The organism is Acidobacteriota bacterium, assembly GCA_012517875.1.
Classification (GTDB): domain Bacteria; phylum Acidobacteriota; class JAAYUB01; order JAAYUB01; family JAAYUB01; genus JAAYUB01.
Window position 1 is genome coordinate 1 of the sequence record JAAYUB010000169.1, and the last position, 15,076, is coordinate 15,076.

A 15,076-nucleotide genomic window follows, 5' to 3' on the forward strand; every position below is an offset into this window, starting at 1 on the left:
CGCGCGCCGCGCCCCCCACGCCTCGAGCTCCGAGTAGTTGCCGTGGAACAGCTCGGCCGTGCCGGCCCCGATCCGAATGATCTTCTGGATGATCCGGTCCAGGAAGTAGCGGTCGTGGGTGATGACCACCAGCGTGCCCGGGTAGTCCTCAAGCGCCTCCTCGAGCTGCTCGCGGGCGGGGATGTCCAGGTGATTGGTGGGCTCGTCCAGCACGAGCACGTTGTGCCGGCCGTAGATCAGGCGCGCCAGCAGCAGGCGGTTCTTCTCGCCGCCGCTGAGCACCGCCAGCGGCTTGAACACGTCGTCATCGTGGAAGCCGAAGCGGGCAAGGAACGTGCGCAGGTCGCCCTCGGGCGCCAGCGGGTCCAGCAGCTGGATCTCCTGGATGGGCGAGCCGGTGAGCGACTCCATTTTCTGGTCGAAGTAGCCCACCGAGATGTTGCGGCCCCAGGCGAAGCTCCCGCCGGCGGGGGCGAGCCGGCCGAGGATCGTGCGGAAGAAGGTGGTCTTGCCGGTGCCGTTCTCGCCGATGATGCCGATGCGCTCGCCGGCGAGCACCGTCATCTCGAACGGAAACCGGACCAGCGGCGCGCCGTAGCCGACGGCCAGGTGGTCCAACACCAGCACCGTTTCGGAGCTGCGGCTCACGCCGGAGAGGTCCAGGTGGATCCGGCGCGTGTCCACGGTGGGCCGCTCGACGACCTCGAGCTTGGCCAGCATCTTGCGGCGGCTCTGGGCCTGCCGGGTTTTCTGGCCGTAAATGTTGCGCCGGATGAAATCCTCGGTCTTGTCGATGAACTCCTGCTGGCGCTGGTACTCGCGGCGCTGCTGCTCCAGCTGCTTGTGGCGGTCGCGTTGGAAGCGGGTGTAGTTGCCCGGCCAGCTCGTGATCCGGCGGTTGGCGATCTCCCACACCTGGTTCACCACGCGATCGAGGAAGTAACGGTCGTGGGAGACCACGATGAAACCGCGGTCCCACCCCTGCAGGTACTCCTCCAGCCAGCGGATGGCCGGCAGGTCCAGGTGGTTGGTGGGCTCGTCCAGAAGCATGAGATCGGGCTTCTGCAGGAGGAGCTGGGCCAGACCGAGACGGTTGAGCTGGCCGCCGGACAGGCGCGCGCACGGCATGTCCAGATCGGCGTCGCCGAAGCCGAGGCCGTGGAGCACGGCCACCGCGCGGGCGCGGAAGGCGTAGCCGTCGCCCCGCTCGTAACTGTCCTTGGCCGCGCCGTAACGGGCCATGAGCTCCGGCAGCTCGTCCGGCGCGGCATGGGTGAGCGCCTCTTCCAGCCGGCGGATCTCCGCCTCCAGCTCCATCAGCGGGCGGAACACCGCCAGCGCCACGTCGCGGACGCTGCCGCCGCCGTCCACCCGCACCTCCTGGGCCAGGCGGCCGATGCGCAGGCGCGACCGGCGTTCCACCCGCCCCTCGTCGGGGACGGTCTCGCCGGCGATGATGGCCAGGAGCTGGCTCTTGCCCGAGCCGTTGGGACCCACCAGCCCGACGCGGTCGCCGTCGTTGAGCTGGAGGTTGACCCCGGCGAAGAGGTCCACCTCGGGAAAGTAGCGCCCGATGTTCTCCAGTTTGACCAGCATGGACGGGGGACGGCCTCCCTACTCCGACACGTCGAGGCGCATCAGGGCGTCGTTGAGCCAGCGGACTTCCTCGCGCAGCTTTCCCTCGGCGTAGTAGCGGAGCACCGCGTCGGTGCCCGAGGCGCGGAGCTGCCACCAGAGGCCGTCGAATTCGATCAGCGTTCCGTCGCCGGCCCAGTACGCATCCTGGACCGGGGGGAACACGAATCCCGCCGGCCCGCGCTCCTGCAGGATCCGGGTGACGGCGCCGGGGTTGAGCTCGCCCCGACCGAGGCGTTCCGCCAGGGAGCGGAAGAAGCGCACCGCCCGGTCCTTCGTCCGGTTCCCTTCGGCCATCGCCGTCTCGCGGGCGGCGCCGGCCAGCGACTCGTCGAACAGGGTCACGTCCTGGCGTTCGTAGAAGCGGTGGCGGATGTCGTACCGCTCCAGCACCTCCAGGTAGTAGCGGGCGAAGCTGGAGCCGTCCAGATGCAGCCGGGCGGCGAGCGCCATGGCGGTGACGCCCACCTGGAAGGCGTCCTTTTCTTTCAGCGCCAGCATGGACCGCGCCCCGCTCCGGCTGTGCAGCATCTCGGAGCCGCCCAGGACGGCGCCGCCGCTCTCCTCGGCCATGAGCAGGATCCGCGTGCCCGCGGGGAACGTGTGCCGGCGCCCGCGCGAGTCGGTGAGCGCCAGCTCCGCCGCGCCGGCCAGCTCCTGCTCCTCCAGGCGGGCGCAGGCGTTGCCGAAGTGCTTGAAGCCCACCGGCGTGAAGAATGTGGGCACGCGGAACCGCGCCGCCAGCTCCGCCAGCGAGCGGCTGGTGGGGTAGGTCTCCATGAGGAGCCAGGGGCGCCGGTCCAGCAGACCCTGCCGCCGGGCGCTTTCCAGCCGGAACGCCAATAGCATGAGGTAAATCTGATTGGGCTTGAAGTAGACGATGCTCCGGGCGGCGTCGCCGGCCTCCACTTCCAGGCCGTTGGCCTGAGCCCGGGCGGCGGTGGCCGGGTCGGCGACGGTGACCATGTTGAAGCGGTCGCCGTCCGGGTCCCAGATGAACACGACGCCGGCGCGTCCGCCGAGGAGGATCGGCTGGGCGCCGATGTTTTTGTAGATTTGCCACTTGCCCGGGTCCACCCCGTGGTTGACGCCGTCCACCACGCCGATGCCGTGATAGGTGGGGCTCTCGGCGAAGTGGAGGTACTCCACGATGCCGCCGGGTCCGGTGGGAATACCGAGCAGATCGAAGATCTGCCGCGATGTGCGCCCCATGGACCCGCCCTGGGTGGAGACGGCCACCCGGAAACCGGCGGCGCCGGCGACGGTCACCGCCGCCAGCGCCTCGCGGTCCACGATGGTCTGGAGGTAGCGGGTGTACGGCGCCATCACGTCGAAGTCGCGCCGGATCAGGGGCGAGAGCGAGGGGGCCAGCTTGATCACGTAGCGCCCGTCGCGCCGCACGGCGGCGACGATGTCGCGCACGCCCTGCTCGATGGCGGCCGCGGCGTCCAGCAGCTGCATGCCGCGCCCGTCCATGGGCTTGCGACCGCCCTTGAAGCTCTGGGAGTGGCTGGCGGTGAAGTTTTCGCCGCCGGCCAGCTCCTCGTAGAACACGCCGAACGAGGAGAGCCAGATGGGCGTGGTGCGGATGGGACCGTCGGCGTCGCGGTCGCCGCGCAGCCGGCAGGCGATGCCGTGGGCGGCGTAGATGCGGGCGGCCAGGTCGATGTGCTCCTGGGTCCAGGCGCGGACCTCGCCGCCCAGGTGGATGGCGGCGCCCGGCTCGAGGAGCCGGCAGGAAGCCTCGGTCATGATGGCCATGGTCAGCGGGTTGAACGGCACGCCGAGGTGGAACAGGTCGGCGGTGTCGGCCAGATCGCGGTAGCCGGCGGTGCCGAGCTGGAAGCGCGCGGCCCACGCCGTCAGGTCGGCGGCGTCGGCCAGCTCCCGGTCGATGACGATCTCCTCGCCGGCCAGGTGAAAGGGGGTGTATAGTTTCCGCACCATGGTGTGTCCTGCCTCTCGGGGGATCCGGCGGCGCCGCCGTTTGGAACGGGCCATGCGTTGACAGCCCGCGTCGGTCGTGACCGCCCGGAGGTACGATTATATTATTGGTTATTGCTGATTGCGTATTTTTTATTGGCTGTTTGGCGGCGAGTTCGTTTTTGCTGTAGATGGGACCAGGGGTCTGGAGACCGGGACCCGGGAACGGGGGATTGGGATCCGGGAACGAGGACCCAGCACCGAGGTCTTAGGTCCGATATCCGATGTCCGCCGATCGGAAACGAGCCGCGCGCAACGGACGACGGGAGTCGGGAAACGGGAGACGTCGGATGAATCCACCACCGACCATCAATGATCAACTGATTTTGAACTTGGCACCTGCGAACCCGGAACTTACCAACCTTCAAACCTTGAAACAGTTCGATTACGACCTCGATTTCGATTACGAATTGCGATCACGAGCACGAGCCATCAACTCTCAACGATCAACTGTCTGACAGCCTGAAAAATATTACGGCTTTTCCGCCAGTACCTCGGGCAGGAGGTCGAGAGGGACGCCGCCCGAGCGCAGCACCGCGTCGTTGAACGCCCGGAGGCTGAACCGGTCGCCGAGGCGCCGGCGCTCGGCGCGGTACAGCTCGCTGAAGCCGCGGTAGCCCAGAAAGTAGGACGGCAACTGCAGCGGGGACTCCAGCACCCGGCCCCACAGGTTTTCGGCGAACTGCGGCGGCAGCAGCCCGGTGTCCACGGCGAAGCGGGTGAGCCGCTCACGGTCCCAGCCATGACAGTGCACCTGGACGCTGACATAGGCCCGGACCGCGTTTTCCAGCCGCTTGCGCAGGTGGGCCAGGCGCGTCAGGGGACGGTCGCCGTCCCAACCGGCGTCCAGAGTCATCTCCTCGCAGAAGGAGGCCCACCCCTCGACGAACACCGTGGAGCCGAACAGCGCCCGCACCGGGTGCGCGCCCTGGGCGGCGAGCTTGAGCTGGAGGTAGTGCCCGGGGCAGATTTCGTGGGTGATGATCATGGTGTTGAAGGCGGTGTTGAACGAGCGGTAGAACCCGTCGCGGGCCGCCGCCGGCGCGTCGTCGGGGATGGTGGGCAGGTAGAACAGGGTGGCCGCCTCCGGGTCGAACGGACCGGCGCTGTAAACGCCACCCACGGCGGCGCCGGCGAAGTGGGCCGGGGATAGCGCGGTGAGGAGCGTCCGCCGGGCGGGGAGCGTGGCCAGCCCACGCTCCCGGACAAACGACTCGGCACGGTCGATCAGCTCCAGGAACTGGCGCAGGAACGCCTGCTGGTCCGCCGCGCGGTCCGCCTCCATGTCGTCCAGCGCCCGCCGGACGAGCGGGTCGAAATCAACCGGCACCGTTTCGGCCGGATAACGCGACCGCCAGTGGCGCTCGGCCACGACGGACATCTCGTTGCGGACCGTGCGGATTTCCGCCTCGGCCAGACGGAGCAATTCCTCCGGCGTCAGGTCGTGATCCAAATCCAGGCGCATCTTGCGGACATACGTGTGGCGGCCGTAGGCATCCGGCAGGGTCAGCCGCGGCTGCAGGCGGGTGCGGAGGTGGCCGGCCAGTCCGCGGATGGCGGCTGCGGCGTCGGCGACTGACCGGTTAAAATCGGATTGTCGGGTATCGGTGAAGCAGGGTTTCGCCGCGTCGGTGAAGCCGCCTGTGAGGAATGACGCCGTGGCTTCCAGGGTGCGGATGGCGCCGGCGGTATCCGCCGGCCGTCCGTCCGCGAGCTGCTCGCGGGCGACGGCACACAGCCGGCGGATACCTGCGAGACGCGCCGAGATTGCCGTGGCCTTCTGCTCCGGCGCGATGTTGTCCCGGACCAGCAGGTGGGTGAAAGCTCCGGCGATGTGCCGGGCATAGAGTCCGGGGGAACGCCGCGGCGCCGCGTCGTCCACCCACAGCTCCAGCTCCTGGCGGGCCTGGAGGCGAAGCAGCCGGGCGTCGATCCGGTCGTCCAGTGACCAGCCGGCGCGGTCCTCGCCGAGCGCCTTGAGCAGCCGCCGGTTGCGCGTGATCCAGGCGTCCGTCCGCTCCGCGGCGAAATCTTCGAACCGGGCGGCGGCCGAAGCGTCGCCCTGGGCCAGGGCCTGGCTGGGATAGAACGCGCGCCACGCCCGGAGGTAATCCGCGGCCAGGTCCGCCACCACCGGTGGTGGCGCCCCGCCGGCGGTTCCCGCTTCGGTGGCGGACGCCGGCAGGCAGGCGGCCCATCCCAGGAGCAGAGCGAGAACCGGGCGGGTGAAGTGACACCTCCGGTCGCGACGGGTGGCGCGCTTAAATAACCCTGGATTCATTGTCCCTCACCAGTCCGATGTCCACAGCCCGCAGTTTGAAAGCCGCCGGGCGGGCGGGTGTGCCGGCTGACGTTCGGGGTTCGCCGGGATCGGCGACCGGCGCCGGAGGATTATTCCAGCGTGAATTCGAGCTTGAACGAGCCGCTGGTCCGTCCGTTGGCGCCGGCCACGCCGACGACCACGTTGTACGGCGCTCCGACGGCGTTGAGCTTGACGGCCCGAGTGTGGTCCTGGGTCTTGCCGCGTTTGGGCCGGTCCCATTTGTGCTCGGCCTCGCACGACACGCAGGAGCCGAGGGCCGGGACCACGCTGTAGTTGTCGATGCCGATGGAGTAGGCGTAGATGCTCAGATCGACGGAAGGATCGTCGGGGATGACCGTGATGGTCAGGATCGAGCGGACGGGCAGCACGGTGGCGTAGAGCACGTGCCGGCCGTTGAATTTCAGATTCTGAGTCGCCGGGAAGCAGGCCGTGGTGCTGCGGGACGCCCAGGTGAGGTCCGGCATCGCCACGCCCTGTTCCAGCGCGCCGGCGACGGTGACGGTTTTCCCTTTCTCGATGGTTACCGGGGTCACGTGAGACGGCCAGCCGGCCAATACCAGCGAGCCGGCGGCGGCGATCAACAGCGCAGCCAGGATACACGTGTGTTTGGTCATGAGCACCTCCTTGGTACTTTTGAACAACATGGAGCTGGAGAAATTATAACATCGGGCGGAGTCCGAGTACCTCGCGGCCACCGGCCGCGAGTTCCATCTGCATGATCGAGGGACATGTTCGTCGTGGCGATGCAGAGGGTCGCGTCTATTGATCGCGGCGTAGAGGGGAATCCAAAGCGGCGCCGATCCGCCGCACTCCGGAGTGCTCCGCGCACTGTCGGCGGTGTCCTGAGTCCGATGCCCGAAGTCCGTCGAGTCACCACAGAGGCACGAAGGACACAACGATGAGCGTTGAATGGGTGAATCGGGAGACGGGAGACGGGAGACGAATCTACCATCAACTGGCTGAATCCGCGAACCCTGGAACCTGCGAACTTTCGAACCCGAGAACATTCAAACGGTTCGATTACGATCACGATTACGAATTACGATCACGAAATTTCAACCCGCAACTCGCAACAAATGGCAACGAGCCTCGAGTCTCGTCTTTTACCATCCCACGGTCACGGCGAGGAAAATGTCATACAGCGTGTGGGTCCAGACGGCGATGCCGTAGCCGCGGGCGGCGTAGAGGGCGTTGAGCACCAGCCCGGCCACGAACCGGAAGGTGAACGACGTGATCGTGAACGGGTCGCCATACGCCCCCACGTAGTGGAACGCGCTGAACAGCAGCGCGGCCGCCACCGCGGCGACGGCGGTGACGACCCACGGCGCCCACGCGGGGAAGAGCTTGCGCAGCGCCAGCAGCAGGCCTGACATGAGCAGCACCCGGAAGAGCAGCTCCTCGTAAATGCCCGCCCCGAGCGACAGGATGATCATGGCGCCGAGGCCGAACTCCCCGCCCGGCGAGGCGGCGATCGCGGCCGGCGCCGACAGGCCGGGCAGTACCGCCTGGGTCAGCCGGCCCACCACCGGCGCCAGCAGCAGGGCGTAGAGCACGCTCTCGCCTGCCATGAACAGCAGATACTCCCGCCGGACGGCCCCGCCATGCCGTTTCCGCTCGACCCATACCCGCGCGCCCAGCGCCGCGGCGAGCAGCACGCCGAAGCCCACCGCGCTCCAGACGCCGGCCACCTGCAGCAGGGTCTTGATCAGCGCGTCGGCGCCGTTGCGCACCGGGTGCTGCAGCTGCACCGCCAGGATACCTGCCTCGTAGATGATCAGCAGCGGCACCACGAGGATCAGGCTGTAGGTCCAGCTTCGGGAAGCCTCCCAGTAGGTGCGGGCGAAGCGCAGGTCGGTCATGGCATCCTCACCGTTCCGAAAAGCGGTTGGCAGGGGGACGGCCGGAGTGTTATTCTACGCGGGCACGGCTCCCCAGGCAATCCCGTTTCCCGCCGGCCGATCCGCGGCGCCGGCGGCGCCTGCGGGCGCCTCACCGATGCGCGGCTGAAACCGGGAGCACCAAGCGGCATCCTAGTTTGCAAGGGACGTGAATATCTCAAGGAGGCGACACACCATGCACCCTCGTTTTGTGCGTCTGCTGGCCGTCGGATTGACCGCGGCCCTGCTGGTCGGCCCGCTGGCGGTCACTGCGGCGGCCGGACCCACGACAGGGGACGTGGAAAAGCGGATGCTGAGCAGCATCGAGGTTCTGAAGGAGATCCTCAACATCCCCGAGGGCGGCGTGCCGAAGACGCTGCTGAACAAGTGCACCGGGCTGATCGTCATCCCCCACATGGTCAAGGCCGGCTTCATCGTGGGCGGCAACCGCGGCCACGGGATCATCCTGCACCGGCTGCCCAACGGCGGCTGGAGCGATCCCTGCTTCTGCACCATCACCGGCGGCAGCATCGGCTTCCAGATCGGCGGCCAGGCCACCGACCTGCTCCTGGTGGTGAACAACGAGCGCGGCTTCCAGGCGCTGATGGGCAACAACTTCAAGCTGGGCGGCCAGGCCAGCGTGGCCGGCGGACCGGTGGGCCGGGAGACGAGCGCGGCCACCGACGCCACCCTGAAGGCGGACATCTACTCCTACTCCCGCAGCAAGGGCCTGTTCGCGGGCATCTCGCTCGAGGGGGCCGGCATCACCGTGGATGACGATGCCAACACCGCCTACTACGGCAAGCTCCTTGACGGCAAGATGCTGGTGGGGCGACAGAGCAAGCCGTACCCGGCCTCGGCCCAGCCGCTGCTGACAGTCCTGAAACCGTACGCAGGGAAGAAGTAGCCACCGAGCCCCGCGCGTCCGCGCCGGCGGCCGGAACCGGCCGCCGCTGCGGGCGCCCGGCATCCCCAGCGAGGCGAACATGACGCAACCACGCCGCGGGCAGTCCCGGCCGTCCGAAGTCCGGCGGCTGCGCGAGGAGAACCGCGAGCTCCGCGAGGAGCTGGCGCGCTCGTCGGAACAGGTGCTGCAGCTCACCCAGCAGCTGGCGGCGGTGGAGGTGATCGTTCGCGAGCTGGCCGGCGGTCTCGACGCCGTGGTCAACGCCTGGAAGACGGGTGACGACGTCGTCCCCCACCTGGACGCGCTCCAGCAGGTGATCGCCGGCACGCGGCGCAAGCCGAGCTGAAGCCGGTTCGGCGACGACTCCTGTCCCAGCCGGTTCCGCCGCCCGGCGACGCAGCCGAAAGGCGTTGCGCCGGCCGCCGCGGCCCCCTATAATCGATCCGGAACACACCCCGACCGACACCATCACCGCCGCCCGGCCATCTCCGGGCGCAGGAAGGAGGCGACATGGACCGATACCGGATCAAGCCGGGGAAGCGGGTGCGGCTTGCCGACTGGGACCCCTCCGACAAGCGGGGCTTCAAGCACGGCAAGGCGGAAGCCGAGAAGCGGCTGGACAAGCTGCGCGAAGACCTGGTGGCGCTGCAGGAGGTGCTCTACGCCGAGGGGCGCCACCGCCTGCTCATCGTGCTCCAGGGCATGGACACCTCGGGCAAGGACGGCGTCATCCGCCGCATCTTCCAGGGGGTGAATCCCCAGGGGGTCCGCGTCGTGTCGTTCAAGACGCCTTCGTCGGCGGAACTGGCCCGCGACTACCTGTGGCGCGTTCACCAGCAGGTCCCGGCGCGGGGCGAGATCGTGATCTTCAACCGCAGCCACTACGAGGACGTGCTCATTGTGCGGGTCCATGAGCTGGTGCCCAAGTCGGTCTGGCGCCGGCGCTACGACCAGATCGCCGACTTCGAGCGGCTCCTGGCCGAAGAGGGAACCACCATCCTGAAGTTCTTCCTCCATATCAGCCTGGCGGAGCAGAAGGTCGGCTTCGAGGAGCGCCTCGCCGACCCCACCAAGATCTGGAAGTTCAACCCGAACGACGTGAAGGAGCGCGCCCGCTGGCCGGAGTACATGCGCGCCTACGAGGACGCGATCTCCCGGACGTCCACCGACTACGCGCCCTGGTACGTGGTGCCGGGCGACCGGAAGTGGTTCCGCGACCTCCTCATCGCCGAGACCCTGGTGGGCACGCTGAAGAAGCTGAAGATGAAGTATCCGCAACCCGACTTTGATCCGGCGGCGATCCGCATCGACTGATGGGCCACACGCCGGAGGCGCTCGCCCGCCATCCCAATCCGCTGGCCGCGCACTACCGCCGCTTCCGCGTGGGGGAGCGGCTGCTGCTCACGGGCCATTCCCACCAGGCGTGGCCCGACTGCGGCTTCGCGGGGCAGCTCCAGGCCTGGCTCGACGCCGCTGAGTGGGTGGACGACAAGTGGGCGCGCGCCTTCGAGCAGGCCGATGCGGTCCGGCGCGGCTTCGCCCAGCTGCTGGACGACCCCGGCGGCGACATCGCGCTGGGTGCCAGCACACACGAGCTGTTGCTCCGCTTTCTCTCCGCCCTGCCGCTGGCGCGCCGGCCGCGGCTGGTGACCACCGACGGTGAATTCCATACCATCCGCCGCCAACTCGACCGCCTGGCGGAGGAGGGGATCGAGGTGGTCCGGGTGCCCGCGGAGCCCGCCGACGACGCGGCGGCGCGGCTGGCCGACGTCGTCGACGACCGCACCGCGGCGGCGCTCGTCTCGTCGGTCTTCTTCGGGTCGGGGCGGATCGTGCCGGGGTTGGGGATTCTCGCCGAGCGGTGCCGCCGCGTGGGCGCCGCCCTGCTGGTGGACGCCTACCACAGTCTGAACGTGGTCCCGTTCTCGGTGCGGGCCGAAGGGCTGGCGGACACCTTCGTGGTGGGCGGCGGCTACAAGTACTGCCAACTCGGCGAGGGGAACTGCTTCCTGCGCCTGCCCCCCGGTTGCCGCCTGCGGCCGGTGGTCACCGGGTGGTTCGCCGAGTTCGCCGCGCTGGACCGGACGCCCGTCGGCGGCGTGGGCTACGGCGAGGGGGCGGCGCGCTTCGCCGGTTCCACCTACGATCCCACGAGCCACTACCGCGCCGCGGCGGTGTTCGACTTTTTCGAACGCGAAGGCCTGACCCCGGCGCTGCTTCGAACGGTGAGCCGGCATCAAGTGGGCCTGCTCGCGGAGCGGTTCGATGCGCTGGATCTCGACCCGGCAATCATCACCCGCGGCCGGTCGGCGCCGCTCGAGGCCCTGGGCGGCTTCCTGGTGCTCCACGCCCCGGCGGCCGCCGACATCTGCCGCCGTCTCAAGGCGGCCGGCGTCTGGACCGATTCCCGCGGCGAGGCGCTGCGCCTGGGTCCGGCGCCGTATCTGTCCGACTCCCAGCTCGAGGCGGCCGTGGCCATCCTGGGCGAAGTAGCCCGCTCCTCCTCGTGATTCGTCAACGTAATCGTGATCGGACTTGGGACCTGGGTTCTGGATCCCAGTTCCCAGGTCCCAGGTCCAAGTGACAATTCACCGCTACGCCCGGTGGACGTGCGGATCGCGCAAAACGGCGCCGGCCGGCGCTCACGGCGCCTGCGGCCGCGGCGGCCCGGGCCAGAGCATGATGCAGGCGATGTCCATGAGGAAGATCGCCACCCCGGCGCGCCACAGCGTGTCCCCGACGCCGCCACCGATGAAGGAAAGCGAGCCGAGCAGGACCAGAATGCCAAGAATGAAGAGAGCGATCTGAATTCTGCGCATGATGCCTCCGGGGCAGCGATCGCGGCGTCGGAAAGACTCCCGGCGGGTGCGCCCACTGAGCCGGGCGCCGTTGCGATCGCTAGATGGGTTCAGCATAGCAGAAAGCCGCCGGCCGCTCTATGGAATTCGGAAGCGGATGGGTGGCCGGACGGACAACTCCGCACGGCGGCTCCGCAGTGCAGGCCACGGTCGGCGCCGCTCGCGGTATAATGGGCAGCCAGGCATCGGACTCGCAACCTGTCTGCGGACGGTACGCGATCACACCGGACAAGCCGACAGTGAGCAGGAGGCAATCGTGGACAACCGAGCACCCGGACGCGGCATCTTCCGCCCGTGCGGCTTTTGGCTCCCGGCGGCGCTGGCCGCGTGGCTGGCGCTGGGAGCGGCGGTCGCCGGGCAGGCGCGAATGCCGGGCGACCTCAACGACGACGGCTTCGTCGATGCCGCCGACCGGCTGCTCATGCGCCACCTGCTGGCGGAGAACATCGGTCTAAGCGACGTGAACGCGGCCAACGCCGACGTGAACGAGGACGGCGTGTTCCGCGGCGTCGACGGCGCCTGGCTGCTGCTGCTGGAGCCGCCGTACCGCGGCCGGCTGCTGGCGTGCGCGCCGGTGGACACCATCTCCATCGCCGAGGCGGACTTCCTGTTGCTCGTCGCGGGTCTCGGCGAACTGCGCCCCGCCCGCTACCCCGCCGTCCGCTACTCGGTGGGCTACCGGACGCTCAGTCCATGGGGCGGCGCCGCCACCGCCACCGGGCTGCTGACGCTGCCGGGCGGAGTGAGCGGGACGCTGCCCGTGGTGAGTTATCAGCACGGCACGATCACGGACCGGGCCGAGGCGCCGTCCCGCCCCGACTCCACCGAAGGCCTGGGCGCGGCCCTGATTTACACCGCCGCCGGCGGTTACGCGGCGACGGCGCCCGACTACCTGGGGCTGGGCGGCGGACTCGGCCGGCACCCGTACCTCCACGCGGACACCGAGGCGGCGGCGGGGATCGACCTGCTGCGCGCCGCGCGCACGGCCGCGGCCGGATACGGCGCGGCGCTGGACGGGCCGCTGTTCCTGACCGGCTACTCCCAGGGCGGTCACGCCACCATGGCGCTCCACCGCGAGCTGGAGAGGCACTTCGGCGCCGAGTGGCCCGTGACCGCCGCGGCGCCCATGGCCGGCCCCTACGATTTGTCGGGGACCATGCTGGATTACGCACTGTCGCAGGACGACTACGATCCCATGCTGACGGTCTACGTCTCCGACCTGCTGGTGATGATCACCGACGTCTACCCGTTCGCGCCGGCTGTGGCGGAGATGTTCCAGCCGCCGTACGACGCGCAGATGTTGGACCTGTTCGACGGCACCCACACGTCCGGTGAGATCGCCGCCGCCCTGCCGTCGCGGCTGGCTGATCTGCTGTTGCCGGAATTCGCCGCCGCGGTGAAGGCGGACCCGTACCATCCGGTCCGGGTGGCCGCCTGGCTCAATGACGTCTACGACTGGCTCCCGGCGGCGCCGCTCCGGATGTACCACAGCGCCGGCGACGCGGTGGTGCCCATCGGCAACGCCCAGGTGGCGCTGGCGCGGATGACGGCGCTTGGCGCCGGCGTGGAACTGGTCGTGGTCAGCGACACCATGGGCCACGGCGACGCGGCCATCCCGTGCCTGATCCAGAGCCGGCTGTGGTTCGATGAATTTTTGAAGCGGTGAATGGGTGGATCGGTGAATCGGTGAGTCGGTGAATCGGTGAGTCGGTGAATCGGTGAGTCGGTGAATCGGTGAATGGAGATTAGGATATGGGTTCTGTGACCCAGGTCCCAGAACCCAGGACCCAGGACCCAGGACCCAGAACCCAGGTCCCAGGTCCGATATCCGAAGTCCGATTTCTGATGTCCGTTGATCGGGAACGAGCCTCGAGCCTCGAGTCTCGATTACGAATTACGATGACGATTACGAACGGAGCATTTCCCGGAGCGAGCGGTAGTCCGTTTTACCGGTGCCGAGCAGCGGGATGGCCTCCAGGCGCACCACCCGCCGCACGTTGTGGAGCGGCGACAGCCCCGCGTCGCGGATGCACCGGTTGGCCGCCTCGCGGTCCACGTCCAGCGTGGTGAAGAGCACCAGCTCCGGATTGGTCTCGACCGGTGTGCACTCCACCGCCAACTGCGGTTCGTCGGCCGCTGGCGCCAGAGCCCGAACCAGCGCCTCTTCGATGGCGGGCAGCGAGATCATCTCGCCGCCCAACTTGGCGAAACGCTTGAGGCGGCCGCGGAACGCGAAAACGCCGTCGGCGTCCTCGGTCACGAGGTCGCCGGTGCGGTACCAGCTCCGGCCCTCGAACTCCACGAACGGTGAGGGGACGCCCGCGCCGAGGTAGCCGCCGAAGACGCTGGGCCCGCGCACCAGCAGCATGCCGGCGCGGCCGCTGCCGGGCGGGACGCGGATGTGCGTGTCCAGGTCCACCACCGCGCATTCCACCGACGCCATGGGCTTGCCGATGGCGCCGCGCCGCGGGGCGTGCTCGTTGTTGGCCGCCACCACGGGCGAGCACTCGGTGATGCCGTACCCCTCGATGATGTTCAGCTTCGGCCAGCGGCGGCCCACCTCGTCGAACAGCTCATCGGGACATTTCTCCGCGCCCGAGATCACCGCCCGCAGCGTGGCGAGCTGGGCGTCGTCGGCGGCGCGGACGATCCCTCGCAGGAAGGTGGGGGTGCCCACCAGCAGGGTGACGCCGTAGGCGGCGATGAGCCGGGCCAGGACGGTCCCCTCGGTGGGGTTCGGGTGGTACACCACCCGCAGCCCGGTGAGCAGCGGCAGCAGCGTGGTCACCGTCAGCCCGAACGAGTGGAACGGCGGCAGGATGCCCAGCGCCCGGTCGTCGGGGTACAGGCCGAAGTTGGCCGCCACGTCGCGGGCGTTGGTGAGGATGTTGGCGTGGGTGAGGGGCACGGCCTTGGGCAGGCTCTCCGAGCCGCTGGTGAAGAGGATCACCGCCGGATCGCGCGGCGCCACGCGGTCCAGGCCGTGCCGGCCCAGCCGCGCCCGCAGCGCCGCCGCCAGCTTGACGCGGAGCGGGATGGCCCGGCCCACGTCCTCCAGCAGCACCAGCCGGTCCGCCAGCGGCGACAGGTCCAGCCCCTGGGCCTTGACCCGCTGGACCAGCCGGTTCGCGGTGAGCACCCGTTCCACGCCGGCCAATTCCAGCGCGTGGGCCATCTGGCGCGGACCCGCGGTCCAGTTCACCATGACCGGAGTCTTTCCGGCGAAGAGCGCGGTCAGGTATAGCACCACCGCGCCCACCGACGCCGGCAGCATGATGCCCACCGCCTCGCCGGGCAGCGCGGCGACGACGGGCCGCAGCACCAGTACGGCGGTGACGAGGTCGCGGTAGGTCTTGGCCCCGCTGGTCTGGTCGGCGACGATCACCTGACCCGGCGTGCGGCGCGCCTGGGCCAGGAACAGTTCGCCGATGTGGGCGGCGGGCGGCACGGCGATCCGGGCCGCGTCGGCGGCGCCGGCGAACCAGCCGGCGGC

General features: G+C 69.1%; 12 protein-coding genes. 5 read left to right on the forward strand and 7 right to left on the reverse strand.

The genetic code is table 11. The features are described 5' to 3' along the window. The 5 genes from GX414_15915 to GX414_15935 all read right to left on the reverse strand — a co-directional run. A partial coding sequence (locus GX414_15915) for an ABC-F family ATP-binding cassette domain-containing protein (GenBank protein NLI48588.1) occupies positions 1 to 1,596 on the reverse strand: 1,596 nt, incomplete at its 3' end. Between the two features lie 18 nt (positions 1,597 to 1,614). Next, complete coding sequence (locus GX414_15920; protein ID NLI48589.1) at positions 1,615 to 3,582, reverse strand: hypothetical protein; 1,968 nt, start codon at positions 3,580 to 3,582, stop codon at positions 1,615 to 1,617. Positions 3,583 to 4,090: 508 nt separating this feature from the next. Beyond that, entirely contained in the window at positions 4,091 to 5,899 is a 1,809-nt protein-coding gene (locus tag GX414_15925) for a DUF885 domain-containing protein (GenBank protein NLI48590.1), read from the reverse strand. A gap of 110 nt (positions 5,900 to 6,009) precedes the next feature. Continuing rightward, positions 6,010 to 6,555, reverse strand: coding sequence for a hypothetical protein (locus tag GX414_15930; protein ID NLI48591.1), 546 nt, complete (start codon positions 6,553 to 6,555; stop codon positions 6,010 to 6,012). 489 nt (positions 6,556 to 7,044) lie between these two features. Then, positions 7,045 to 7,800: a CPBP family intramembrane metalloprotease gene (locus GX414_15935; protein NLI48592.1), complete on the reverse strand. Its 756-nt coding sequence runs from the start codon at positions 7,798 to 7,800 to the stop codon at positions 7,045 to 7,047. A 214-nt stretch (positions 7,801 to 8,014) separates the two neighbouring features. Here GX414_15935 and GX414_15940 point away from each other — a divergent pair, with 214 nt between their 5' ends. From GX414_15940 to GX414_15955, 4 genes are all read left to right on the forward strand, one after another. Continuing rightward, entirely contained in the window at positions 8,015 to 8,725 is a 711-nt protein-coding gene (locus tag GX414_15940; protein NLI48593.1) for a lipid-binding SYLF domain-containing protein, read from the forward strand. Between the two features lie 79 nt (positions 8,726 to 8,804). Next, positions 8,805 to 9,071 carry a hypothetical protein gene (locus tag GX414_15945; GenBank protein NLI48594.1) on the forward strand — a complete coding sequence of 89 codons (267 nt, stop codon included), beginning with the start codon at positions 8,805 to 8,807 and terminating at the stop codon, positions 9,069 to 9,071. Between the two features lie 164 nt (positions 9,072 to 9,235). Then, positions 9,236 to 10,039: a polyphosphate kinase 2 family protein gene (locus GX414_15950; protein ID NLI48595.1), complete on the forward strand. Its 804-nt coding sequence runs from the start codon at positions 9,236 to 9,238 to the stop codon at positions 10,037 to 10,039. Beyond that, on the forward strand, positions 10,039 to 11,235 hold the full coding sequence (locus GX414_15955; GenBank protein NLI48596.1) for a kynureninase: 1,197 nt from the start codon (positions 10,039 to 10,041) through the stop codon (positions 11,233 to 11,235). Before GX414_15950 ends, GX414_15955 begins: the two co-directional genes overlap by 1 nt. Before the next feature lie 132 nt (positions 11,236 to 11,367). Here the strand turns inward: GX414_15955 and GX414_15960 are convergent, their stop codons facing one another. Continuing rightward, positions 11,368 to 11,544, reverse strand: a complete 177-nt coding sequence (locus GX414_15960; GenBank protein NLI48597.1) for a hypothetical protein — start codon at positions 11,542 to 11,544, stop codon at positions 11,368 to 11,370. A 295-nt stretch (positions 11,545 to 11,839) separates the two neighbouring features. Between GX414_15960 and GX414_15965 the strand changes: the two genes are divergently transcribed. Beyond that, positions 11,840 to 13,249 carry an alpha/beta hydrolase gene (locus tag GX414_15965; protein ID NLI48598.1) on the forward strand — a complete coding sequence of 470 codons (1,410 nt, stop codon included), beginning with the start codon at positions 11,840 to 11,842 and terminating at the stop codon, positions 13,247 to 13,249. Positions 13,250 to 13,489: 240 nt separating this feature from the next. Here the strand turns inward: GX414_15965 and GX414_15970 are convergent. Then, positions 13,490 to 15,076, reverse strand: a 1,587-nt coding sequence (locus tag GX414_15970; GenBank protein NLI48599.1) for an AMP-binding protein, incomplete at its 5' end; no start/stop codon positions are given.